Raw genomic sequence first — 20,630 nt, forward strand, 5'->3', positions numbered from 1 at the left:
TCCCCTCAGCGCTTCAGGCTTTGGATCGCCCGCTCTCTACCGAGCATCATCAGCCGCTCCTTGGCGTAGCCGGCGTTAACGCATTCGCCTGTGGCTCCGAGCCCGCCCGGATCGTTGCGGCACTTGGCCCAGGCCTCGTCGAGCGCCTCTGGATTTTCGAGGAATTCGAGCACGGTGCGCGCTTTCGGCGGTTGGGCCGAGGTAGGCCGAGATGGCGACTTGTCCTTGGCCTTGTCGCCGCAAGCCGCGAGAAGGACGAGCGAGCCAAATATGACGAGAGATCGCTTCACCGCAGGGCTCCTTTCATTTCCTGGACGAGCTGGCGACCGTGTTCGCGTTCGCGCTCGACATCCATGTCGGCCTGCGCGCGTTGAATCATGGCGAGGCCTTGCAGACGCAGCACGTCGTTTTGCAGCAACGCCTGTTCGGCCTGGAGGCGGGCGGAAAGATCGAGCACTTCCTTGGCATCCTTGGAGGCGCTGATCTGACGGCGCAGTTCCTCCAATTGATCGATGCGCCGGGAGGCCGTGTCATAGACGGCCTGGCCGAGCGAGTGCTTGGCGCCGGTTTGGCGGGCGATGCGATCGAGTTCGGAGGCGTAGAAAGAGTTTCCCGGATTTTCCGTATAGAGCCGGTTTTGCGAGAGATAGCTGTCGATGGAGGAGGCGAAGCCGCTCGAGCCGGATCCCTTGATCAGTCCCTCGATCTGCGAGAATTCTCCCGGCAGATATTTGCGAAATTCCGACGAGTTCAGCAGGCTCGCGACGTCATTCGCTTTCGTCAGCCTGTTGAAGGAATCATAGAGCTGCTTCGCCTGCGCGAGCTGATCTTGCGCGACCTTCAGTTGCGAAGTGAGCGTCTCGACCTGTTTCTTCATTTCGATCAGCTGGTCGAGTTGGCGGGCGAAGACGCTCGGATCGAAAACGACCTGACTTAAGGCCGGAAAGGGCAGGGCGGCCATGATCACGAGAGAAATGAATCGGACAGGCGGCTTCATGCGAGGCCCTTTCGGCGGTGATGGAAAGGAGGGAGCCATTTGGTTGGATCGTCGCCGACTTCGGCGCGAAGCCGATCGAGGAGTTCGACAGTCGAGGTGCGCCCGGAAAGGACGGCGAGCGCGTCGTCTATGCCCTTGAGGTCAAGTTCGGCCACCACCGCATCGTGGCTCTGTTTCAGCAGGAAGCGGCGGCTTTCGGTCGAAAGCTCCTCGCGAATCAGCCTGAATTCCATCTTGGAGAGATGGAAGCCGTCGATATAGTCGTGCGCCTGGCCGCGGGCGTTCGGAAAGAAAATTTGAGTGGGGCATTGCTCGACGATCGTGTGGGCGATCGGCGAGGCCAACGCATCGCGCGGCGATTGGGTGCCGAAGACCATCACGCCGTTCTTCTTGCGGATGGTTTTGAGCCCGTCATTAGCGAGATCGCGGAAGGCTTCGTCGTCAAGGGCCTTCCAGAATTCGTCGATGGCGATGATGATGCGCCGGCCGTCGATGAGCTCCTCTACCCGTCGGAAAAGCACCATCATCAGCGGCGTACGGATGACGGGGTCGTCGAGGACCTCTGTCATGTCAAAACCGAAGGCATGAGAATCGATGCTGATCGCATCCTCATCGGCATCGAGAAGCCACCCCAGCGCGCCGCCCTTGCACCAACGCTTCAGCCGCGCGCCGATGCCTTCCGTGTCGCGTTGGCCAAGAAAGACGCGCAGCGCCGAGAAGGAGCGCTCATGGGGCGGCATGTCGCGCAGCGCCAAGAGGCCATTGTCGATTCTCTGTTCGTCGGCGACCGTTAGCGGCCTTCCCTCGACGCTGACGAGCTTGCGCACCAGTGCGCCGAGGAAGGCGAGATTCGACGGCGTGAGATCGAAGCTCTTCAAAGGCGCACAGCCCGTAGGCCTGCCGCTCTTCAGGGTCAGGTAAGAGCCGCCGATCGCTCGAATAAAGAGCTCGGCGCCGCGATCCTTGTCGAAGAGGACGAGCTGACAATCGAGTTTCTCCGCCTGCGCTAACGCGAAAGTCAGGAACGCGGTCTTGCCCGACCCGGAGGGGCCGCAGATGAATGTGTTGCCGAGATCGCCGACATGGAACGAGAAATGAAACGGCGACCCCGAGGCGGTCTTCAGCGCTGCGACGGCCGGTCCCCAATGATTACCCTTGGCCTTGCCGGAAGGATAAGCGTGGAAGGGCGAGAGCCCCGCAAAATTGCGCGAAGTGATGGCGCCGGCCCGCGCCCGATATTTGAACAGGCCCGGCAATTGCGCCCAGAAGGCGGCCTCCAGCCCAAGATCTTCGCGCGCGACGACGGCGCCGGCGTCGGCCAGAATCCGCCGCGCTTGGCTCATCTTCTCGAGGAGCGCTCTCGGTTCGTTGGCGAGCACCAGAAGCGACAGATGGTGTTCGCCCATCACGAAGCGGTTCGATTCAAGATCGTCGAGAGCGGCGTCGAGCTCACCAATCTGCGAGGCGGCGGGGTCGTTGGTGGAGAGAAGCTGGTTCTGTTTGCGCGTCATCACCGTCTTGGCTTCCGCCTTGCCAAGGAAGGCGAAGCTCTGCGCGAGGACGAGTTCGAATGGTGCGGCGAGAAGGCCATCGAGAAGGCCAGGCCTGGTCGTCGCCGGATAATCCTTGAACGCCAGCATGCCGGCGAAGCGCGAACCGCCGGGTCCGCGGATTTCGATCGTCTCGCGCCCGAAGATCAGGCGGTTCGCATAGAGCGCCGGCCCGATCGGCCCCTGGATGAGCGGGAAGGGCAGGTTTTCGCAGGCGACGAGCTCCTGCAGCAAGGAGCCGATCTCGGAAAAGACGACGCCATGGCGCTCGACGAGCCCGAGCCGACGGGGCCGATAGCGGTTGAGCGCCGCCATCAGATCGCGGGTCACGTCGTCGAGCTTCTTCAGCCCAAAAGCGTCGACTTCGGCGCCGGCGCGTTGGGCGCGAGCGAGACGCGAAAAGAACAGTGAGGCGCGTTCAGTCGCGTCACGCCCTGGATGCCAGACGAGGGTGAGATAAAGTTCGTTGCTGAGAAGCGTCTCGGAAACGAGCCGGGCCCGATAGGCTTGATCGAGCTCGCGCGCGAATTCCGAGCGTAATGCGCCCTCCGGATAATCACTCGCGCGGCGGCGGACGATATGGGTCCAAAGGGCCAGCCGTTCGTCCGCGATGTTGCGCAGCGTCAGATTAAGCTTGGCGTGAAGGTCGTTGAGATCGACCGCGTCGGCCGTCTCGAAGGAGACTCCGGAAAGACGGATGGTGGTGATCAGCGCGCGCGTCGACAGCGAGATCACGTGCCTGGTGACGTGGCGCAGATAGGGCAGGTGGACGCCAGATTCCACTTCGCGCGCCTTGACGCGCATGGCGACGCTAGCCATGGACGAGATCCTGGGCGTTGAAGCGGCGCATGAGCTGCAAGGGCGTGCAGGAAGAGCCGCCCCAGAGGCCCGCGTTGCGATGGCGGCCGCGCGTCTCGAACCAGGCGAAAAGAATCCGGAACTGATTGGCGTCACGCCGGCAGATGAGTCGGCAGGCGAAGTGGATAGGCAAGGCGACGAGGCCATAGAGCAGACTGCCTGCCAGCACGAACAGGATCGAGGAGAAGATGATGTTGAGACCCATGGCCTCCATCGTCACACCGACAATCATCGCCGGACGCGTGCAGGCCAGAAAGAGGGTATCCTCGACGAGGCGTTCGTCGCTCATCAGCGGTTCCGATCGAAGAGAGGGAGGAAGAGGCGCAGCCCTGCGCCTATCTGCCAGTTAGCGTCGAGACGATCTCGGCGGCGCCGAAGAGGATGGCGACGCCGAGAATGACATAGCCGGCGCGCCTCAAGTCGAGATAGCCGAACATCCAAGTCATGCCGGTAATAATAATTGCCAGCGTGGCAAGCAGCTTCGCGACATTACCGGTGAGCGCGTCGACGATGTTCTGGAGAACGCGTTCGACATTGGCGCTTTGCGCTGATGCAGGCTCATCGAGCGCGAGCAAGATGGCGACGCCGGCAAGCAAATGGAAGGAGAGACGGCGAGCGAAGGGATGCATAATGGATTTCAGACTCCGTTTGAGATGACGAGATGTGGGCGGGGCGACATCACCGTGGGGAGGGAGAGGCCTGGTAGACGAGGAGCGATTTTCCAGAGCCGCCGCCAAAAACGTCCCATTGCTTTTTGGGCGTCTTGCGGGACTCCGCGGGAACGGATCGTTCTTGAGGGGGCGGGAGCTCTCCCCGATGAGCAAATTCGCCATCTACCGGATGCTTCACGCCCGCCACGCCCGGAACGGCCGCGGCCCTCCCTCCTGAAAAATGTTTGGGATCATCGCTGAGAATCTGCGTGGCGGCGCGCAGCGATGGGCAGCTCTCGAAGGCGTCCGCGACGCTGATTCGCGTCTTATCGAGATCGCCGAATGTCAAACCGGCGAGACCGAGCCGCACGTCTTGCGTGCCCATCTTCGCCTGAATAGCGAGAGTGATCGCTTCGTCCTTGGAGGTCGCGAGTATCTTGATCGGCTTGCGGCCGTCGATTGTGAGCGAAAGAGGTTCAAACCCGCTCGCCGCTCGCACGATCTCGATCAGCGGCGCTATATCGACGCCGGGCGCGCAACTCTCGGCGAGCGCCATGAAAGCTGAGAAGTCCATTTCGTTGCCTCCGCGGTGTCAGGCAGCGTTGCGCCGCGCTTTTTGTCCGAGCAGTGGCGGGCGTATATTGACGGCGGCGCTGAAACGGCGGCGATTTGGTGAAGTGAAGCGCATGGTTCGAGATTTCCGAATCGCGGATGAATTCGGGCGCAGGAAACCAAAAGAGCGGCGCAGATAAACCTGTGAAATTTCACAGGGAGTTTTATAAACGCGTTCACAAAAACGCCGCATCATGATCACAGACACCATTCGCAAATTGGCGACGGTCTTCAAAGGCACGTGGAGGCTGTCGCCGAACTGGGAGCGGGGGGCGCGTCGATTAAACGGCGAGAGGCCCAAAAATGCGGCGAGTTGAAAATGCTTTTCAGGAATTCATCGACGGCGTCAGCACAGCTTCAGACAAGGCGGCGTTTCGCGCGGTCGCCGAGCGGGCGACTCAAAGACTGGGTTTTTGCCACTTCGCTTACTTCGGACTCGCCGAACATGGTCACACATTTATTTCGACATATCCGAAGCAATGGACCACGCGCTATTTGAGCCAACGCTATGATCTTATCGACCCGGTTCTCATCCGAGCGCGCCGTGACCGAGATCCTTTTCGATGGAGCGGCCCGCAGATGGCGAAGGGTCGAGGAGACCAGATTAAGCGCTTTTTCGGCGAGGCGGCCGAGTTCGGAATAGAACGAGGCGTTGCAATTCCGATTCCGGCAGGCTTCGATCGGCTCGCCCTTCTCACTTTCGCGGCCGGTAAGCACGGTCCCGACCTTAACGAGAAGGTTGTCGAGGCAAAGGACATTTTGCAACTCATGGGCCTGTATTTTCATGCGCATGTCGAGACCGCGTTGAAGCCTCCTGTCAGCCTTGATCGATCGTCTCCGTTGAGCCAACGCGAGTCGGAATGTCTCGCTTGGACGTCACGCGGCCGCACTATGGATCAGATTGGTCAGATCCTCGGCGTTAAGACGCGCACCGTCGCCTTTCATCTCGACAGTGCGCGCGCCAAACTCGATGCCGAAAACGTCGCGCATGCCGTGGCATTGGCATTGAGGCGCGGGCTGATTCCTTGAAGGGATGCTGCGAGAGGTTATCGAGCAGGAGCTCGTTGGGAGGCCGGATGGGGTCAAGGCCGATGCGAAAAAAGGATGCAGAGATCGCTGTCTGTTTTTTTGGCTCTCGCGCGTAACTTCATTCTTCGGGACTGTCGCCCGCATCCTGCTCGTACGAATCGGTCGCCTCCGGAATCGGGAGGTAACCCAATGCGTCGTCGAAGGCGACAAGAGTTGTGAAAGCTGATTTCAGCTCCGCCGTCGCCTCACTCATCGCGACACGGATGTCGTGTAGCCGGGAAATGGCGTTCTGCCCGGCTTCGAGGAGATTCGATTTTGCGATCGAACTGGCGGCGTCGGAAGTCGACTTTTCGACGCGACTGCGCCATTCGTCAAGCGCCTGGTGCGCGGACGCCTCTTCCTTTTCCAACGCTTCGACCCTGGCGAGCGCTTTGCGATAATGGAGCAAGGCTTCGAGAACACTTTTTTCGAGATCGGCACTCTCGCTCATGCGCTCGCTTCTCTGACCGGGCTGAAGAAGCCGCCATTGACGCCTTGAACCCGTAAAAAGATTTTTAACACTGTGCCCGCGGCCTCGAGCTGCGCAAGCCCCGATCGCCGCGAGCGCGCCGCGATCAAAATTCGAACGGCGTCGGCACTGGCGCGCGGACGTTTCTTGGGAAACCGATTGCATGCGAAGCTCAGTGGAAGCGATGGCCAACCATGGCTTTGAAGATGGGAAGCGTCTCGAATCCCGTCCGCGTCGATCGAATCCGCCTCGGCGGCCCCGATTGGCTGGCCAAAACGGCTGTTTTGCATGGGTCTCTAATGACGCTTAATGATGACGCTGGGGGGTATTTGGGGGAGGTGGCCCATGACGAAAGACGCCGCTATTCAACTCTCTATCTTGGCAGAGGCGTGGACGGAGATTGTCGATTTGACAGCAGCTCGGTCGACTTCCGGCGCTTCTTCGGACGAACTCCTAAATAGAGCGGTCGACATCGCCGCTGGAGCGCTAGCAGCGGCCGCCACCTACGGGCAATTACCCCCTTTTATGGACAACGCCGCTTTTCGGGGTGACGTTAAAAGCTAACGCAGGTCGGAGTTGAAGCGAGCGTTTGCGGAGATTCGAAAATGATCAATTCTCGGGACTGCGGAATCTCTCCCATGCGGTCTCCGCAAAGCGTACGAGATCCATTTCTCCTTGGCCATAGATTTGAATGACGCCATTTTCGTCACTTAGGAGACCGACATCGCTCTCCTCGGCGCAAAGCAGAATTTCCTGAGCCAGGGTCGTTGGCAGGAAAAACGCGACGTAGGGATATCGTGCCTGGTGTTGACCGCCGAAGGCGCCAGCATTGCAGCTTGAAACCGGTATGGCGCCAAACGCTGATAGCGCGATCGTCGCGGCGGCGACACCGACATCTAGGCCCCACAGCGCCGGTTCGTCGTCAAACGAGGTTGCTTGCAGCTCCTCAAAATTTGAAAGCTCTGCTTCGAGGTCTTCGGCGGACTTGAGCCGATTAATCACTTCGATCTCCACCGTGAGTGCGGCGCGTACGTCCTGCCACGAGAAACCGCGCATATCGAAATAGAATCGATTTCCGGCAAGCGCCCCTTCCTCATCCGCTTGCTCGAGCTGCTGATCTGATATGTCGGCAAGATCCGCCACAATTAATTCGCGGCGAATTTCGACAGGGAATGAGCGAGGAGCCCAGCGCATTTGCCAACCTTAGTGAGGCGTTAATAGTGAAAGGCGTAATTCACGCCGGATCCGCCGAAAAAATCTAGGATTATCCGCGGGGCAGGGCTGGGCGCCGAGCAGAACATAAAAAGAACATTCTGGACATGGCGCCAAATAGGCGCCAGCCTTTAGCTATGACTGATTCGCAGAAGCCAACTGCCGTCCGAGCCCTCGATCGCATCAACCTCCGGCTGTCTCCGTTGATGTTTGACGCCATCGACGAGGCGCGTAGTGCCCGCCCAGGAAGCGTTTCACGGAATACGTGGATCGCTGAGGCCATAGAAGAAAAGCTCGGCCGCGAGTTCGTTGAAGTCAGTCGGCAAAGCACCGAACGGAAGCGGCATGCCTAATTTCTATGAGTTTTTTGCGGGAGGCGGTATGGCGCGCGCTGGGCTCGGCCCAGGATGGACCTGCCTGTTCGCGAACGACTTCGATCACAAAAAAGGGGTCTCCTATCAGGCGAACTGGGGGACTGGTGGAGAGCTGAAGATCGGAGACGTGCGGCAATGCAGTGCAACTGAACTGTCGGGAAGCGCTGATTTGGTCTGGGGATCGTTTCCCTGCCAGGATTTGTCATTAGCCGGCGGTGGAGCCGGTCTCAAGGGGGAGCGGTCCGGAACCTTTTATCCATTCTGGGATGTGATCACGGACCTGATTGTGGACGGGCGCGCCCCAAAAATCGTGGCGATTGAAAATGTTTGCGGTACGCTGACGTCGCACGGGGGAAACGATTTCCGGGCGATTTGCGAGACGTTCGTCGATGCGGGCTATCGATATGGCGCGCTGATCATCAACGCATCTTTGTTTCAGCCGCAGTCACGACCGCGACTCTTCGTAGTCGGCGTTTTGCAGGATGTGGAGATTGATCCGTCGCTCCTATCTCCAGAACCGATTGAACCTTTCCACACTCGCGCATTGTGCAGGGCAATCAACAGCGTTTCTGCGCGGCATCGGAAAAAGATGCTGTGGTGGAATTTGCCGACGCCACCTCGTCGCAAAACGACCTTTGCGGAGATCATCGAAGAAAATCCAACGAGCGTTGAGTGGCACAGTCCGGCTGAGACCAAACAGATTTTGGCGAAAATGTCCGCCGTCAATCTGGCGAAGGTTGAAGCCGCAAAGCGCTCGGGCCGCTGTATGGTTGGCGGCGTCTATAAGCGGACAAGATTTGACAAGAATGGCGTTAAGGTTCAGCGGGCAGAAATCCGGTTTGACGATGTCGCCGGATGTTTGCGTACGCCTGCTGGAGGCTCGAGTCGACAGACGATTTTGGTCGTTGAAGGAACGAGGATCCGATCGCGGTTGATTTCATCGCGCGAAACAGCCCGGCTAATGGGGCTCGACGAGGCATATAAACTCCCAAGAAATTACAATGAAGCTTACCACCTGACTGGGGACGGCGTCGTCGTCGATGTAGTGCGTCACCTCGCGCGATATTTGTTCGAGCCGCTTCTTGAGTGCGTGATCGAAACGGAGAAGGCGGCTTGAGCGTCATCCCTTGCGAACAGGATCCCGATCTTCGCCGTCAGATCGAGCAGTTCGCGGAAGTGTTGAAGACGCAAGCTCATAAGCTTGGCGACCACGGTCTCTCGGAAAAGGATTTCTACGCTTCGCCGATATTCCGAGGCGCCATTCAGCAGGTACGCGGCGAATTCTCGGCGACGATGCGAGAAAAGCGAGAATTCGTCCAGCATGTTCTCAATCACATGGAAGATCGCGGTTTTATCGCGAGTTGGGATCGCACAAGGCGAGGCGTTCTGCATGACTATGTTGTGAAACTAAAGAGCGGGCGCATCGCGATCATAGATTTGAAGGGCTGCTTGGATGGCGATAACACCAAGCTTTTCCAGCGTCCGAGCAGCGCCGACGAATTCGTCATTTGGAACTTATGCACCAATGTTGGCGCCGACCCTCGGCGTAATACTTGGTCCGGCGTTCATACGCGCATCAGCGCCGAAATCATCGCGCGCAACCAACTCGTTGACGGGTTGATCATATGGGACATGATGTGTGGAACTATTGGGCGTTCTTGTCCAAAGGTGGCGTTGGATAGTGAGGTCGACAGAAGGACGCTTATCGGCCCATTTTGCTCGCCGCCACCGTGCATATATTTTTTACCTGGTTCGATTCCGTCTGCCGACAATCTATGGGTCGCCGCTCAGTCACTATCAAACGTCGAAATTCTTGATGCGTTTCATTCGTGCTTTGGGGGCCGTGATGACGAGCTCAACCATGTAAGCTTTGATATTGAGTTTCATGGAGAAGAGACGATGCGGCGTACGACCATCAAACGTGGTGGAATTGTTCAGCACTCTTCTGAGATGACGGCGATCCGACGTGGCTAACGACTCCGATCACCGCGCGCCGCGTAACCCGGACTTCGTGAATTTTCCTCCATTTGAAACGGAAGATTTGCGGGCCAACTTGACGAGGTTTCTGGATACGCCGTTCGATGATGGTTCAGGGAATTTGTCCAAGGTCGGTCACTACAAGTGGGGCGTTTACGCATTCTTCGATTATGATGGCGAACCGATCTATGTCGGCCAAACGAACGAGATGCTGCGCACGCGAATCCGCCGTCATCTTACCAACCAGCGTACTGATGCTGTGGCGATGTCGGTGCTCGACCCGTTTGAGGTTCTGGAGATCGAGGTGTGGCCGCTATCACAATTTCAAAAGACCAACCGCTCAGACATTAGCGCTCGGCAACATTTGGATGCCCTGGAGCGCTCGATAACGCAGCGTGCAATTGAGCAGTCTGAGTTCAAAGCAATCCTGAACGAAAAGGACCCGCCGGCCGGATCCCTTGTAGTGGAGACGCCGCGATCGTTGAGGGGTCGAATCGTATCGGATCGCGTCTATGAGCTAAGATCCCATCCGGACTTCAGGATCGCCCGAAGGGCGCTCATTATATCGCGTCTTGCGCAGGTGATTGCGGAACGAAAAGTGCAAGGAGGCCTCCGCCGCGTGCTGCAAACCCAAGCGTTGCGTCTCCAGTGGCTTGCGGCACGTCGTTACGATGCGCTGGGCGGCGCGGCGTCTGTCGGACGTGGCGGTGACGAAGACATTTAGCTCGTGCAAAATCTTCATAACACATTGTTTTACTTCTATAATCAACGTTATGCGAATATGATTTGTCAAACACAAATTCGACGTCGCCGCATCAGCACGCGAGTCGTGGTCCGGAGGCGCGTCGGCGAAGCCAAATCCGCAGCGGCGCCCTTTTTTCATAACGTCGGGGCGTTGCGAACAAAACGAGAAATGTGGTTCAGTCATCCCCTTAGCTCTGCCCCGATTCGCGAGCGTCACCCGTGGCCCACCTCGAAAGACTCAACCCCGAACAGCGGCGGGCCGTCGAACACGGCGTCCGCGAAAAGGAGTGTGTGCTCGGCGGGCCGCTCCTTGTCATCGCGGGAGCCGGGTCCGGAAAGACCAACACCCTCGCCCATCGCGTCGCGCATCTGATCGTCAACGGCGCCGACCCGCGTCGTATCCTGCTGATGACCTTCTCCCGCCGGGCGGCGGCCGAGATGACGCGGCGCGTCGAGCGCATCTGCGCAGAGGCGTTGGGAGCGAGCGCTGGAATTATGACCGAGGCGCTCGCTTGGGCGGGAACGTTTCACGGGGTCGGCGCTCGATTGTTGCGCGAGTACGCCAGTGAAATCGGGCTCGATCCCGATTTCACGATCCATGATCGGGAAGACTCCGCCGATCTCATGAATCTCGTCCGGCACGGGCTCGGCTTCTCGAAGACGGAGAGCCGCTTCCCGACCAAGGGGACTTGCCTCGCCATCTATTCCCGCGCCGTCAACGCGGAGGCGCCGCTCGACGACGTTCTCGAAGGTTTCTTTCCCTGGTGCGCCGGCTGGGGCGCTCAGCTGCGCGAGTTGTTCGCAGCCTATGTCGCCGCCAAGCAGGCGCAGAACGTTCTCGACTACGACGACTTGCTGCTCTATTGGGCGCAGACCTTGGGCGAGCCGGCTCTCGCGGAGGAAATCGGCGGAAGGTTCGATCACGTCCTGGTCGACGAATATCAGGACACGAACCGTCTACAGTCCTCGGTCCTGCTGGCCATGAAGCCCGGGGGGCGCGGCCTCACCGTCGTCGGCGACGACGCTCAGTCGATCTATTCCTTCCGCGCCGCGACCGTGCGCAACATTCTCGACTTTCCGAACGCCTTCAGCCCTCCGGCCGACGTTGTCACCCTCGATCGCAACTATCGCTCGACGCAGCCGATTCTCGCCGCCGCGAATGGCGTGATCGAACTCGCCTGCGAGCGTTTCACCAAGAACCTCTGGACGGAACGCCGGTCAGGGGAGAAGCCTCGGATCGTCACCGTGCCTGACGCCGCCGACCAGGCCCGCTACGTCGTCGAGCGTGTCTTGGAGGACCGGGAAATCGGCGTGCGCCTGCAACAACAGGCCGTGCTGTTCCGCGCCTCCCATCACAGCGGCCCGCTCGAACTGGAGCTGACGCGCCGCAACGTTCCCTTCGTCAAATTTGGCGGGCTGAAATTCCTCGACAGCGCCCACGTCAAGGACCTGCTCGCCCTGCTGCGATTCGCGCAGAATCCGCGCGACCGCGTTGCCGGCTTTCGCCTTATGCAGCTCCTGCCGGGCGTGGGTCCGTCGTCGGCGCAGCGCGTCCTCGACCTGATGGCGGAACAGGCCGATCCGTTGTCCGCTCTTGCGGACATTCCGCCGCCGCCGCGTTCGGGCGACGATTGGACCGGCTTTGTCGAAACCCTCCGGCGCCTGTGCTCGGGCAAGGCCGGCTGGCCCGCCGAAATCGAAGGGGCGCGCCACTGGTACGAGCCGCATCTCGACCGGATTCACGAAGATGCGGCGACGCGCTTGGCCGACCTGCTGCAACTCGAACAGATCGCGGCGGGCTATCCGTCGCGGGAGCGGTTCCTCACAGAATTGACCCTCGACCCCCCGGACGCCACGAGCGATGATGCGGGCGCACCGCTTCGCGACGAGGATTATCTGATCCTGTCCACGATCCATTCCGCCAAGGGGCAGGAATGGAAATCGGTCTTCGTCCTCAACGCCGTCGACGGCTGCATTCCATCGGACCTCGGCGCCGGCACGACAGCCGAAATCGAAGAGGAGCGGCGACTGCTCTACGTCGCCATGACGCGGGCGAAAGACAGTCTGCATCTCGTCACCCCGCAGCGCTTCTTCACCCATGGCCAGCATCCGCAGGGCGATCGCCACGTCTACGCCTCGCGAACCCGCTTCATCCCAGAAGCTTTGCTGCACCACTTCGAATGCGTGACATGGCCGCGGGCTTCGGCCGCCCGGGGCGAGTGGCAGGGCGCCAGACAGATGCGCGTCGACGTCGCCGCTAGGATGCGCGCCATGTGGCGATAGGGGGATCGGCGCCGTGTGCAATCTGCAGTCGTTGACCAAGGGCCAGCAGGCGATCCGCGAGATCGCCGGCGCGCGAGACGACCAACGACCTCTTCGCGTTTCTGACCATCGAAGCAAACAAGGAGGTTGGCGCGATTCATCCGAAAGCGATGCCCGCCATTCTGACGATGCGCGAGGAAATCGACCTCTGGCTGATGGCGCCAACCCAGGAGGCGCTCCGGTTGCGGCGGCCGCTCGCTGACGATGTTCTCATGATCGCGACGAGGGGCGAGAAGCAAGACGAGGGAGGCCTCACAGCTTGACGATCATGCTTGCGCCGAACGACGTTCCTTACGAGGCTGGGAGCAACGCTAAAACGCGTGATCGCGACGTCGCGGCCAAACCTTCTCGGCAGAGCAAGGTCATTCATGTGGACATGGACGCCTTCTACGCCTCCGTCGAGCAGCGCGACAATCCGGAGCTGCGCGGCAAGCCGGTCGCCGTTGGCGGATCGCAGGAGCGTGGCGTTGTCGCGGCGGCGAGCTACGAAGCGCGAAAATTCGGCGTGCGCTCGGCTATGCCGTCGGTCACCGCGAAACGGAAATGTCCCGACCTCATCTTCGTGAAGCCGCGCTTCGAGGTCTACAAGGAAGCATCGCGGCAAATCGGCGCGATCTTCGCGGAATACACGCCGATCGTCGAGCCGCTTTCCCTGGACGAGGCGTATCTCGACGTCACCGAGAATCTGAAGGGAATCGCGTCGGCAACGCAGATCGCCGAGGAGATAAGGACGCGAATTCGCGCCGACATCGGACTCACCGCTTCGGCTGGGGTCTCCTATAACAAGTTCCTGGCCAAGATCGCCTCCGATTACAACAAGCCTGACGGCCTCTTCGTCATTACGCCGAAGATGGGGCAGGACTTTGTCGAGTCTCTGCCGGTTGCCAAATTCCAAGGTGTCGGGCCGGCGACGGCCGCGAAGATGAACCGGCTCGGGATCAAAACCGGGTTCGACCTCAGAGCGCGGACGCTCCCCTTCCTCCAACAGCATTTCGGAAAATCGGGACCATTCTTCTATTGGATTGCGCGCGGCGTCGACGATAGGCCTGTCCGCGCGGATCGCATCCGCAAGTCGCTCGGCGCCGAAAACACTTTTTCAGAAGACCTCTTCACCTTCGAGGCGGCGCGCGACGCGTTCCGACCAATTATCGAAAAGGTCTGGCGCCATTGCGAGGGCGCCGGCATCCGCGGGCGCACCGTGACGCTGAAAGTCAAATATTCTGACTTTCGCCAGATCACGCGCAGCCGTACGAGCGCTGCATTTATTGCGACGCGAGCGGAATTCCAACAGCTCACCCTCGCGCTCCTTGGACCTATTTTTCCCGTGCAAAGGGGAATCCGCTTGCTCGGCGTGACATTGTCGTCGCTCAGTGAAGAGCGCTCAAGGCGCGAGGACCAATTGAGTCTGAGCATTTAGCTTCGACGCAGTTCGCGGGGCACGAAACGGCTTCGTGTCGGTTCGAAAGCGCGCGGACGTTTGTGTTTCTGACGCTCACCGCTTCTCGCCGAAGGTACGGGCTTCGACCTCGAAGCTCCACGCCGAACGCTCCTGGCGCACGAGAGAAAGCGCGATGTCGGCGACGGCGGCCGGCTTGACGAAGAAATCATCCGGCTTGTCGGGGAAACTACTTCACGTTTCCCGCCCGCCGACCGCCCTGGCGGGGTTGGGAGCGACCCGCCCAATCCGCGCATATGCGCCGCGTCGCACCTGCTTCTTTATTTAAAAGCGTCTGGTTTCACGGCAGAAAACCACTCTCGTCGGCGAGCTTCCGTGGCAGATATTGGTCGATAACGTAATTGAGGCCCCATTTGGCCAACGCTTGCTGCTCGGCGCGCACCCCCATTTTAAGCAGTTGCTCAATGGCGGCGATCCATGCAGGATTAGCCTTGATGAATGGGTCGTTTTGCAGCGCGTCTTGCGCGCGCTTAACGTCAGTCGCTGTAAGGGGGTGGGTCGCGTCTTCAAGGCCAAAGTCGAGAATATCTTGTGGCGTGACGCCTAAGAAGCGCGCCCGCGGCACACACAGGAAGCGATTGACGTGAGCGGCGTTGCCTGAACCTACCTTGAGCGTGCGGTAAATATTAGTGAACCCATAGGGGTCGCAATCGACAAAGCAGTAGACAGGCAAATCCTGCGTGTCGGAAAGAAGGCGAATGAACCGCCGAGTCGCGCGGGTCGGCACGCCGCCCATTTCAACGATGATGCATTTGGCGGTTTCCCAGAAACGGTGATTGTTGAGGCGTTGAAACATGCCGCCGGTTTCAATGGCGAGCACGAAACGCGCATCAGTCCTGAAGCCCAAGTGCTCGGTCGAACGCGGAATACTATAGGCGCCGCTTCCGAGATTGGCGCAGTCGATCTCGATAGATCGCCCAGTCGCGGAGTTTCTGTCGATGAGCGTGAGCCGGCCGGCGACTGAGCCGCCATGCGACTCTGGGTAGAAGCGTAATTGCTCGCGTGAAAGGCCATGCATCGACGCCATGGCTTCGATGTCGTCCATAATGGCGTCAGACTCGGCTTGCTCGTCAAATCGGCAGTCCCCCCAGTTTTTGCTGATGTAATAGGCTTCGCGCTTCGTGGCGAAATCATTGCTCTCGACCATGGCGCGGGAAGTCGCCATCAGGCGTAGCGTTTGCGCGAAAGATCGGGCGGTGTTCACCGTCAACGTGCGCAGCTTGTGTGCGCCGCCCAGCTCCAAATAGCCTTTCATTTCATCATAGGTCACATTGTCGAGGCCGCGTGCGGGGAGCTTGATGCTAGGCAAGATTCCAGTGTCGATGTCTTTGCGGACCTCGCGCGCGATCGATTCAATCAAGGTGATCGTTTCTTTATCCTGATCGCTGGGCGTCTTGACGGAGTTGGCGTTCTTCATGGTTTCGACCTTCGGGCCGTGCGGCTCGTGTGGAGGACGTCATCAAGCATGTTCACGGTAGAATCCCGTTCATCATCGCTCAGCGCCAGAATGTCCTGCAGGGCGGCGCCAATATGCGGTAGATACCTCTCAATGTGGGCCCGTCTGTCATATTCCTGACGAAGGTGAAGCTCGCGGCGCAGGTAATGCGCGAGCCGACGCGCGCATTGTTGCAGCCCTAATTTGATCTCCTTGAGAATTTCAGGATAGGGCTCGATCGCTTCCTTGGATTCGGAAGTGTAGGGAATCCAAACCGAGGCGACGTGGACCAAGATCGCCATCGGCGCAATCGGCAACGCCCCCTTGGTCTGATGGAGGCCATAGGTCCGCCAGTTCGTCTGAATTACGGCCTTGGTGATGGCGCAACTTGATTGCTGGTAGAGAAGCGGAGTCCGATTTGCAAAACGTAAAAGACGGACGGGCTCGTCTTTTGGCGCGATCAGCTGTTTGACCGCGCCCTCATGTTGCGCTTTTTGCTTGCGCCGCATATGGCCGCCGGCGTCGACGTCAATGTCGGGCTCGCCGGCGCGTCCGAACGCCATGCCGACTTCCACTTGGAATGGGTTGCCGCGATAGGCTGCGGCCGGCCGCGTGGCGGTTGTGTAAAAATCCGCCGCCAATTCCTTGCGTAAGCCTTCGAGAAGTTGCGCTTCGCCGATGGGGACGATGCAATCCGTCCGCGGGGCCAAGACGCGCGTTTTTTGGATGGCGCGATGCAATGCCGCGGCCTGCGCGTGGGCGATGTGAGCTGGGTAAGAGCGATCAGTCAGCGGCTTGCCGGCGCGCTTGATAATCTCGATCGCCGTCTTTTTACCCACACATGAAAACTCATCGACGAGAAACTGCATTAAGGACCGACTTGTTGTGTTGCTCAACATTTGGATGAGACGACCAAGCTCGACGCCGTGCGGATGCGGTTTGATTTCTTTTGGTCGAGGGGGAAGGTTATTGGTGCAGCGTAGAAATTGGGTTTCTTTCCCATGGGGATCAACGTACGTAAGGGACACATGCGGATTGGCGACGGCCGTCTGCTTCAAATAAACTTCAACCGAATGCGGCCCCGTTTGATGGTGGCCCTCCATCTCCATCTCGACCCGCGTTCCATGAGGGCGGTCCCACTCGACGCGTCTCTTCTTGTGGATGTCCGGCCGGTTATTGGCGGTATCGATCGATACGTAAAGCTCCGAAGCCAGTTCATCGCCTTCGGTGCGGCTGATGATGTGCAGCGGCTTACCCACGGTAAGTTGACCGTACATTCCGGCGGCCGAGATTCCCATTCCTTGTTGACCGCGCGACTGGCTCAGTTTGTGGAATTTCGATCCATAAAGTAGTTTGCCGAAAATGCGCGCGATTTGGCTCTCGACAATGCCAGGGCCGTTGTCCTCGACCACGACTCGCGCTTTCCCCAAACGATCGCGCACGTGCACAACTATTTCGGGCAACACCCCCGCTTCCTCGCAAGCGTCGAGGGCGTTGTCCACAGCCTCTTTGACGGCCGTGACCAACGCCTTGGCGGGCGTATCGAATCCAAGCAGGTGACGGTTCTTGAGGAAGAACTCCGAAACGGAAATTTCGCGCTGCCGACTCGCCAATTCAATGGCGGTAGGGGCCTTGGTTTGCTTGTCAGACAAGACTTGCGCCATGCGTCGCTGCACCGATTGCCGTGCCCTTATCAAGTGCGCGGTTGGGGTCTTGCCAAGGGCGGGCTCCCTGACCGCGCCGGTCTTTGTGTAACATACACGCACTTGGAGCTTTGCATTGGCGTCGCCAGCGCTTGACCTAATTCCGAAGCCTCCCGTAAGTCCTTTAAAGGGAAGAAGCCCGTAAAGGGACGAACGAGAGCTCTTCCGGCGGCTCGGGTGAGGCGGAGGCGATGGCCGAACAGGCGGCGAGTGCCGAAGCAGCCAAGCGTTACCTGGCTCGCGGCTGGTCGATTTTGCCGCTGCGGCCGCGCGAGAAGCGACCGCTCATCCCTTGGGCGCATTTGCAGATCCGGCGACCTTCGAGGGAGGACGTCGCCGAATGGTTCCGGCGATGGCCGGACGCCAATATCGGAGTCGTCAGCGGCGAGATTTCAAATCTGATTGTCCTCGATGTCGATCCGAAGCACGGAGGCGACGCGGCGCTCGAACGATTGGAGCGCAGATATGGTCCGGTTCCCGCGACGGTGGAAGCGACAACTGGCGGCGGCGGCCGTCACCTGTATTTCGCTCACCCGGGCGGCCTCGTCAGGAATCGCGCTGGCTTGGCGCAGGGAATCGATTTGCGGGGCGACGGCGGTTACATCGTCGCCCCGCCGTCCATTCACCCGAGCGGCGCTTTTTACGAATGGGCTCCGGGACGCAACCCCGACGAGATCGCGCTGGCGCCTCTGTCGCCCTGGCTGATCGCGCCAATTCAGGGGCTGCGCGTCGGACGTTCGCTTTCCGATTGGCGGCATCTCGTGAAAGAAGGGGTGGCGGAGGGTCAACGCAACTCGACGATTGCCTCGCTGACCGGCCATTTGCTCTGGCACAATGTCGACCCCGACGTCGCGCTTGAATTATTGCTCGCCTGGAACCGCATGCGATGTCGTCCTCCGCTTGACGATACGGAGGTTGTGCGGGTTGTGGCAAGTATCACAAAACTGCACGACGTTGAAAAGGCGTTCGAACAGGAACGAATCGGCTCGGACGAATTTGGGTTGTGGCCAAAGGCGCCATGACGCGCCCACAAATCCGAACAGCGCCTTGCTCAACAGGAGCAGGTGCTTGCATGGATCGCCCTCATACAACGAGGAGGGTCATGTTGCGCCCGTGCTCAAATTGCGCCCACCGCTCGGCGCTATTTCGCCGCCTGTTTAGGGCAGGCGCTATCTCAATCTGCTTGGCGCGCTCAGCCGAGCGGCGATTTCCATTTAATCGAACAGCCGATCGAGGGAATTTGGTCGGGCGGGGCCACTCCCGTGGCGGCGATGGCGCGCATCGCCTCGACGAGTTTTCGCCTCGCTCCGGCCGGAGGCGGAGAGGTGCGTCCCACGTCGAGATGGCCTCGATATTTGAGTTTGCGATCTCGATCGTAGCCAAAGTAATCAGGCGTGCAGACCGCGCAATAGGCTCGCGCGACGGATTGTGCTTCGTCATGAAGATAGGGGAAGGGGAAATCGTGCGTCTTCGCGAATTCCTTCATCTTGTCGAAAGAGTCCTCGGGATAAGTCTCGGCGTCGTTCGCGCAGATGGCCGCAAAACCGATCCCTTCTTTCATGAGCACGCTGGCGTCGCCGACAAGCCGGTCGATCACGGCTTTGACGTAAGGGCAGTGATTGCAGATGAAGACGATCACTGTTCCATTTTCGCCGGCGATATCGTCGAGCGAGTAGGTTCGGCCGTCCGTGGCGGGAAGTCGAAAATCCGCCGCCGACGTCTCAAGGATGATCTTTTCGGGACTCATCGCCGCCATGGCCGCGCCTCCGTCTTACTTAAAGGGGACGTCTCGAGGGTCAGTAATTAGGGTACTTCTTACAGAGCGCCCGAAGCTTCTCACGAACAGTCGCGATCGTCAGCGCGTCAGTTGGAACTTGCAGGATGCGAGCTATCCATTGCACGATCAAATTCCGAAACCCCAAAGCCGCGGTGCGCGCTGGCTATCGCAAATATCCCCGCAGCTCACATGTGCTGTTCTATCGACCGGCGACCGACGGCGTCGACATTGTCCGCATTCTGCATCAACAGATGGATTTTGATCGTCATCGGTGCAAGCGGGCTTGAGGGGAGCGCTCGTGATCGACGCTAACACGAAGACGCTGCCTCGGTGGGAGTGGCGAACCTTTGGCCAAAATCTCGCGCCGCTTGAAGCCAGGATCGGCCTGTCGCTCCAAACTGCGCCCAGAGAAAGCGAAGAAATATATTTATTGAATTTCGCAACGCCGCATAGCGCGAAAATTCGGGGCGGCGCACTTGAAATAAAACAACTGAAAGAAGTCGACGCCAATGGTCTTGAACGCTGGAGTCCGTCGTTCAAAGGCGTCTTTCCACTCTCTGCCGAGCTGCTGCGAGCGGGCTTTTTGTCATTGGGCGCGCGGTTGCCGGCGGCCAAGCGCCAGCAGTATTCGCTGAACGAGTTCTTGACCGATGTTATCGATCGAGAGCCGTCGTTCCGAGCGGTCCAACTCACCAAGGCGCGCCGCCAATTCAGCTATCGCGGGTGCCTCGCGGAGCTTGTTCGCATCCAAATCGGCGAGAGAATGCAGGAGAGCTTCTGCATCGAAGACGAACGGCCCGAGCGGATCATCGCTGCGCTATGCGAACTCGGGTTCGATTCTCACGCCAACGTCAACTTTCCGAGGGGCGTGGCCCGAATGCTGGGTTGGGCGCCAACATAAGATTGGGTCGCTCTGCACACTGCCGCCAGGAGATTTGCAAGCCTTCGTCTTCACGGTTCGGCGTGATACGTAGGGAATTCGACGCCTTATGACTGTCAAGGACTGATGCGCGAGACGATCATCATCCATTCACGCCTCGCATGGTCGGCAGCCCGAGCGCAGGCTGCGGCCGAATGACGCCATGGTTTGCAGGCGCTGTCCATCGAGCATCTAGCCGCGCGACTCGCGCCGATGCCGAGGCTGTTTTCCGATTGCAGGGAAAGTGCGCCCCTGATCTAACTGGCTGTGCGGCGCGATTCCCGAGGCCGTTGCCCCGCGGTCCCAGTCCACAGCCTCGCGGCGGGTGGCGGAGCGCAGGATATTTAGCTTGTGCAAAATCTTCGCAACATATTGTTTTAGTTCCATAATCCACATTATGCGAATCTTGGATGTAGAACCCCGTTAGAAAGGTCTCAGCTCTCCCCGTTAGAGAGGTCCTTCATCCCGGGGTGACCCGGTTTGGAACTCGAAAAGGCGACTTCCATC

Annotated in this window: 23 protein-coding genes; 11 read left to right on the plus strand and 12 right to left on the minus strand. The window is 59.4% G+C overall.

The window, feature by feature from the left end:
• Window positions 1-5 precede the first annotated feature (5 nt).
• Genes AB7I51_RS11210 through AB7I51_RS11240 form a run of 7 tightly spaced genes read right to left on the minus strand, consistent with a single transcriptional unit; the run spans window position 6 to window position 4,908 of the window.
• Window positions 6-290 carry an EexN family lipoprotein gene (locus AB7I51_RS11210; protein WP_428406216.1) on the minus strand — a complete coding sequence of 95 codons (285 nt, stop codon included), beginning with the start codon at window positions 288-290 and terminating at the stop codon, window positions 6-8.
• Complete coding sequence (gene virB5 / locus AB7I51_RS11215) at window positions 287-997, minus strand: P-type DNA transfer protein VirB5 (protein WP_428406217.1); 711 nt, start codon at window positions 995-997, stop codon at window positions 287-289. Before virB5 ends, AB7I51_RS11210 begins: the two co-directional genes overlap by 4 nt.
• A complete protein-coding gene (locus tag AB7I51_RS11220) occupies window positions 994-3,366 on the minus strand; it encodes a VirB4 family type IV secretion/conjugal transfer ATPase (RefSeq protein ID WP_428406218.1) in 2,373 nt (790 codons plus the stop codon). Before AB7I51_RS11220 ends, virB5 begins: the two co-directional genes overlap by 4 nt.
• Window positions 3,359-3,694 (minus strand): type IV secretion system protein VirB3, encoded by a 336-nt coding sequence (locus AB7I51_RS11225; protein ID WP_428406219.1) that lies wholly within the window; start codon window positions 3,692-3,694, stop codon window positions 3,359-3,361. The genes AB7I51_RS11220 and AB7I51_RS11225 overlap by 8 nt, the downstream gene beginning before the upstream one ends.
• 46 nt (window positions 3,695-3,740) lie before the next feature.
• Window positions 3,741-4,034, minus strand: a complete 294-nt coding sequence (locus AB7I51_RS11230) for a TrbC/VirB2 family protein (protein ID WP_428406220.1) — start codon at window positions 4,032-4,034, stop codon at window positions 3,741-3,743.
• Window positions 4,035-4,083: 49 nt separating this feature from the next.
• Window positions 4,084-4,629: a hypothetical protein gene (locus AB7I51_RS11235; RefSeq protein ID WP_428406221.1), complete on the minus strand. Its 546-nt coding sequence runs from the start codon at window positions 4,627-4,629 to the stop codon at window positions 4,084-4,086.
• Between the two features lie 18 nt (window positions 4,630-4,647).
• Window positions 4,648-4,908 carry a hypothetical protein gene (locus AB7I51_RS11240; RefSeq protein WP_428406222.1) on the minus strand — a complete coding sequence of 87 codons (261 nt, stop codon included), beginning with the start codon at window positions 4,906-4,908 and terminating at the stop codon, window positions 4,648-4,650.
• A gap of 62 nt (window positions 4,909-4,970) precedes the next feature.
• On the opposite strand from AB7I51_RS11240, the gene AB7I51_RS11245 reads away from it, so the two are divergent.
• Window positions 4,971-5,696, plus strand: a complete 726-nt coding sequence (locus AB7I51_RS11245) for an autoinducer binding domain-containing protein (protein WP_428406223.1) — start codon at window positions 4,971-4,973, stop codon at window positions 5,694-5,696.
• A 118-nt stretch (window positions 5,697-5,814) separates the two neighbouring features.
• Here AB7I51_RS11245 and AB7I51_RS11250 read toward each other — a convergent pair whose 3' ends face one another.
• Window positions 5,815-6,186 (minus strand): hypothetical protein, encoded by a 372-nt coding sequence (locus tag AB7I51_RS11250; RefSeq protein WP_428406224.1) that lies wholly within the window; start codon window positions 6,184-6,186, stop codon window positions 5,815-5,817.
• 363 nt (window positions 6,187-6,549) lie between these two features.
• Between AB7I51_RS11250 and AB7I51_RS11255 the strand changes: the two genes are divergently transcribed.
• Window positions 6,550-6,768 (plus strand): hypothetical protein, encoded by a 219-nt coding sequence (locus AB7I51_RS11255; RefSeq protein WP_428406225.1) that lies wholly within the window; start codon window positions 6,550-6,552, stop codon window positions 6,766-6,768.
• Window positions 6,769-6,813: 45 nt separating this feature from the next.
• On the opposite strand, the gene AB7I51_RS11260 is transcribed toward AB7I51_RS11255, so the two are convergent.
• Window positions 6,814-7,398, minus strand: a complete 585-nt coding sequence (locus AB7I51_RS11260; protein ID WP_428406226.1) for a hypothetical protein — start codon at window positions 7,396-7,398, stop codon at window positions 6,814-6,816.
• Window positions 7,399-7,761: 363 nt separating this feature from the next.
• Here AB7I51_RS11260 and AB7I51_RS11265 point away from each other — a divergent pair, with 363 nt between their 5' ends.
• The 6 genes from AB7I51_RS11265 to dinB all read left to right on the plus strand — a co-directional run bounded on the left by AB7I51_RS11265 (window position 7,762) and on the right by dinB (window position 14,250).
• Window positions 7,762-8,907 carry a DNA cytosine methyltransferase gene (locus AB7I51_RS11265; protein ID WP_428406227.1) on the plus strand — a complete coding sequence of 382 codons (1,146 nt, stop codon included), beginning with the start codon at window positions 7,762-7,764 and terminating at the stop codon, window positions 8,905-8,907.
• Entirely contained in the window at window positions 8,904-9,764 is an 861-nt protein-coding gene (locus AB7I51_RS11270) for a hypothetical protein (RefSeq protein ID WP_428406228.1), read from the plus strand. The genes AB7I51_RS11265 and AB7I51_RS11270 overlap by 4 nt, the downstream gene beginning before the upstream one ends.
• A complete protein-coding gene (locus tag AB7I51_RS11275; RefSeq protein WP_428406229.1) occupies window positions 9,757-10,491 on the plus strand; it encodes a GIY-YIG nuclease family protein in 735 nt (244 codons plus the stop codon). The genes AB7I51_RS11270 and AB7I51_RS11275 overlap by 8 nt, the downstream gene beginning before the upstream one ends.
• Window positions 10,492-10,730: 239 nt before the next feature.
• Window positions 10,731-12,794, plus strand: a complete 2,064-nt coding sequence (locus AB7I51_RS11280; RefSeq protein WP_428406230.1) for an ATP-dependent helicase — start codon at window positions 10,731-10,733, stop codon at window positions 12,792-12,794.
• 149 nt (window positions 12,795-12,943) lie between these two features.
• Window positions 12,944-13,096: a hypothetical protein gene (locus tag AB7I51_RS11285; protein ID WP_428406231.1), complete on the plus strand. Its 153-nt coding sequence runs from the start codon at window positions 12,944-12,946 to the stop codon at window positions 13,094-13,096.
• A gap of 5 nt (window positions 13,097-13,101) precedes the next feature.
• Window positions 13,102-14,250 (plus strand): DNA polymerase IV, encoded by a 1,149-nt coding sequence (dinB, locus tag AB7I51_RS11290; protein WP_428406239.1) that lies wholly within the window; start codon window positions 13,102-13,104, stop codon window positions 14,248-14,250.
• Window positions 14,251-14,569: 319 nt separating this feature from the next.
• Here dinB and AB7I51_RS11295 read toward each other — a convergent pair whose 3' ends face one another.
• Window positions 14,570-15,706, minus strand: coding sequence for a DNA topoisomerase IV subunit A (locus AB7I51_RS11295; RefSeq protein ID WP_428406232.1), 1,137 nt, complete (start codon window positions 15,704-15,706; stop codon window positions 14,570-14,572).
• Entirely contained in the window at window positions 15,703-17,376 is a 1,674-nt protein-coding gene (locus tag AB7I51_RS11300; RefSeq protein ID WP_428406233.1) for a DNA topoisomerase VI subunit B, read from the minus strand. Before AB7I51_RS11300 ends, AB7I51_RS11295 begins: the two co-directional genes overlap by 4 nt.
• Window positions 17,377-17,618: 242 nt before the next feature.
• Between AB7I51_RS11300 and AB7I51_RS11305 the strand changes: the two genes are divergently transcribed.
• Window positions 17,619-18,449, plus strand: a complete 831-nt coding sequence (locus AB7I51_RS11305) for a bifunctional DNA primase/polymerase (protein WP_428406234.1) — start codon at window positions 17,619-17,621, stop codon at window positions 18,447-18,449.
• Window positions 18,450-18,619: 170 nt separating this feature from the next.
• Here the strand turns inward: AB7I51_RS11305 and AB7I51_RS11310 are convergent, their stop codons facing one another.
• Entirely contained in the window at window positions 18,620-19,183 is a 564-nt protein-coding gene (locus tag AB7I51_RS11310; RefSeq protein WP_428406235.1) for a thioredoxin family protein, read from the minus strand.
• A 125-nt stretch (window positions 19,184-19,308) separates the two neighbouring features.
• Between AB7I51_RS11310 and AB7I51_RS11315 the strand changes: the two genes are divergently transcribed.
• A complete protein-coding gene (locus tag AB7I51_RS11315; protein WP_428406236.1) occupies window positions 19,309-19,491 on the plus strand; it encodes a type II toxin-antitoxin system RelE/ParE family toxin in 183 nt (60 codons plus the stop codon).
• Window positions 19,492-19,502: 11 nt separating this feature from the next.
• The gene (locus AB7I51_RS11320; protein WP_428406237.1) at window positions 19,503-20,105 is read left to right on the plus strand and encodes a hypothetical protein; all 603 of its coding nucleotides are present in this window, start codon (window positions 19,503-19,505) and stop codon (window positions 20,103-20,105) included.
• Window positions 20,106-20,630: the final 525 nt, after the last annotated feature.

Origin of the sequence: Methylocystis sp. (genome assembly GCF_050246715.1) — a bacterium.
Lineage (GTDB): Bacteria > Pseudomonadota > Alphaproteobacteria > Rhizobiales > Beijerinckiaceae > Methylocystis.

Excerpts from the sequence above, each read along its gene's own strand:
- AB7I51_RS11245 (WP_428406223.1), top strand. The coding sequence starts at position 4,971 with ATGCGGCGAGTTGAAAATGCTTTTCAGGAATTCATCGACGGCGTCAGC.
- AB7I51_RS11315 (WP_428406236.1), top strand. The coding sequence starts at position 19,309 with ATGCGAGCTATCCATTGCACGATCAAATTCCGAAACCCCAAAGCCGCG.
- AB7I51_RS11305 (WP_428406234.1), top strand. The coding sequence starts at position 17,619 with ATGGCCGAACAGGCGGCGAGTGCCGAAGCAGCCAAGCGTTACCTGGCT.
- AB7I51_RS11260 (WP_428406226.1), bottom strand. The coding sequence starts at position 7,398 with ATGCGCTGGGCTCCTCGCTCATTCCCTGTCGAAATTCGCCGCGAATTA.
- AB7I51_RS11310 (WP_428406235.1), bottom strand. The coding sequence starts at position 19,183 with ATGGCGGCGATGAGTCCCGAAAAGATCATCCTTGAGACGTCGGCGGCG.
- AB7I51_RS11220 (WP_428406218.1), bottom strand. The coding sequence starts at position 3,366 with ATGGCTAGCGTCGCCATGCGCGTCAAGGCGCGCGAAGTGGAATCTGGC.
- AB7I51_RS11235 (WP_428406221.1), bottom strand. The coding sequence starts at position 4,629 with ATGGACTTCTCAGCTTTCATGGCGCTCGCCGAGAGTTGCGCGCCCGGC.
- virB5 (WP_428406217.1), bottom strand. The coding sequence starts at position 997 with ATGAAGCCGCCTGTCCGATTCATTTCTCTCGTGATCATGGCCGCCCTG.
- AB7I51_RS11295 (WP_428406232.1), bottom strand. The coding sequence starts at position 15,706 with ATGAAGAACGCCAACTCCGTCAAGACGCCCAGCGATCAGGATAAAGAA.
- AB7I51_RS11255 (WP_428406225.1), top strand. The coding sequence starts at position 6,550 with ATGACGAAAGACGCCGCTATTCAACTCTCTATCTTGGCAGAGGCGTGG.
- AB7I51_RS11285 (WP_428406231.1), top strand. The coding sequence starts at position 12,944 with ATGCCCGCCATTCTGACGATGCGCGAGGAAATCGACCTCTGGCTGATG.
- AB7I51_RS11250 (WP_428406224.1), bottom strand. The coding sequence starts at position 6,186 with ATGAGCGAGAGTGCCGATCTCGAAAAAAGTGTTCTCGAAGCCTTGCTC.
- AB7I51_RS11265 (WP_428406227.1), top strand. The coding sequence starts at position 7,762 with ATGCCTAATTTCTATGAGTTTTTTGCGGGAGGCGGTATGGCGCGCGCT.
- dinB (WP_428406239.1), top strand. The coding sequence starts at position 13,102 with ATGCTTGCGCCGAACGACGTTCCTTACGAGGCTGGGAGCAACGCTAAA.
- AB7I51_RS11225 (WP_428406219.1), bottom strand. The coding sequence starts at position 3,694 with ATGAGCGACGAACGCCTCGTCGAGGATACCCTCTTTCTGGCCTGCACG.
- AB7I51_RS11230 (WP_428406220.1), bottom strand. The coding sequence starts at position 4,034 with ATGCATCCCTTCGCTCGCCGTCTCTCCTTCCATTTGCTTGCCGGCGTC.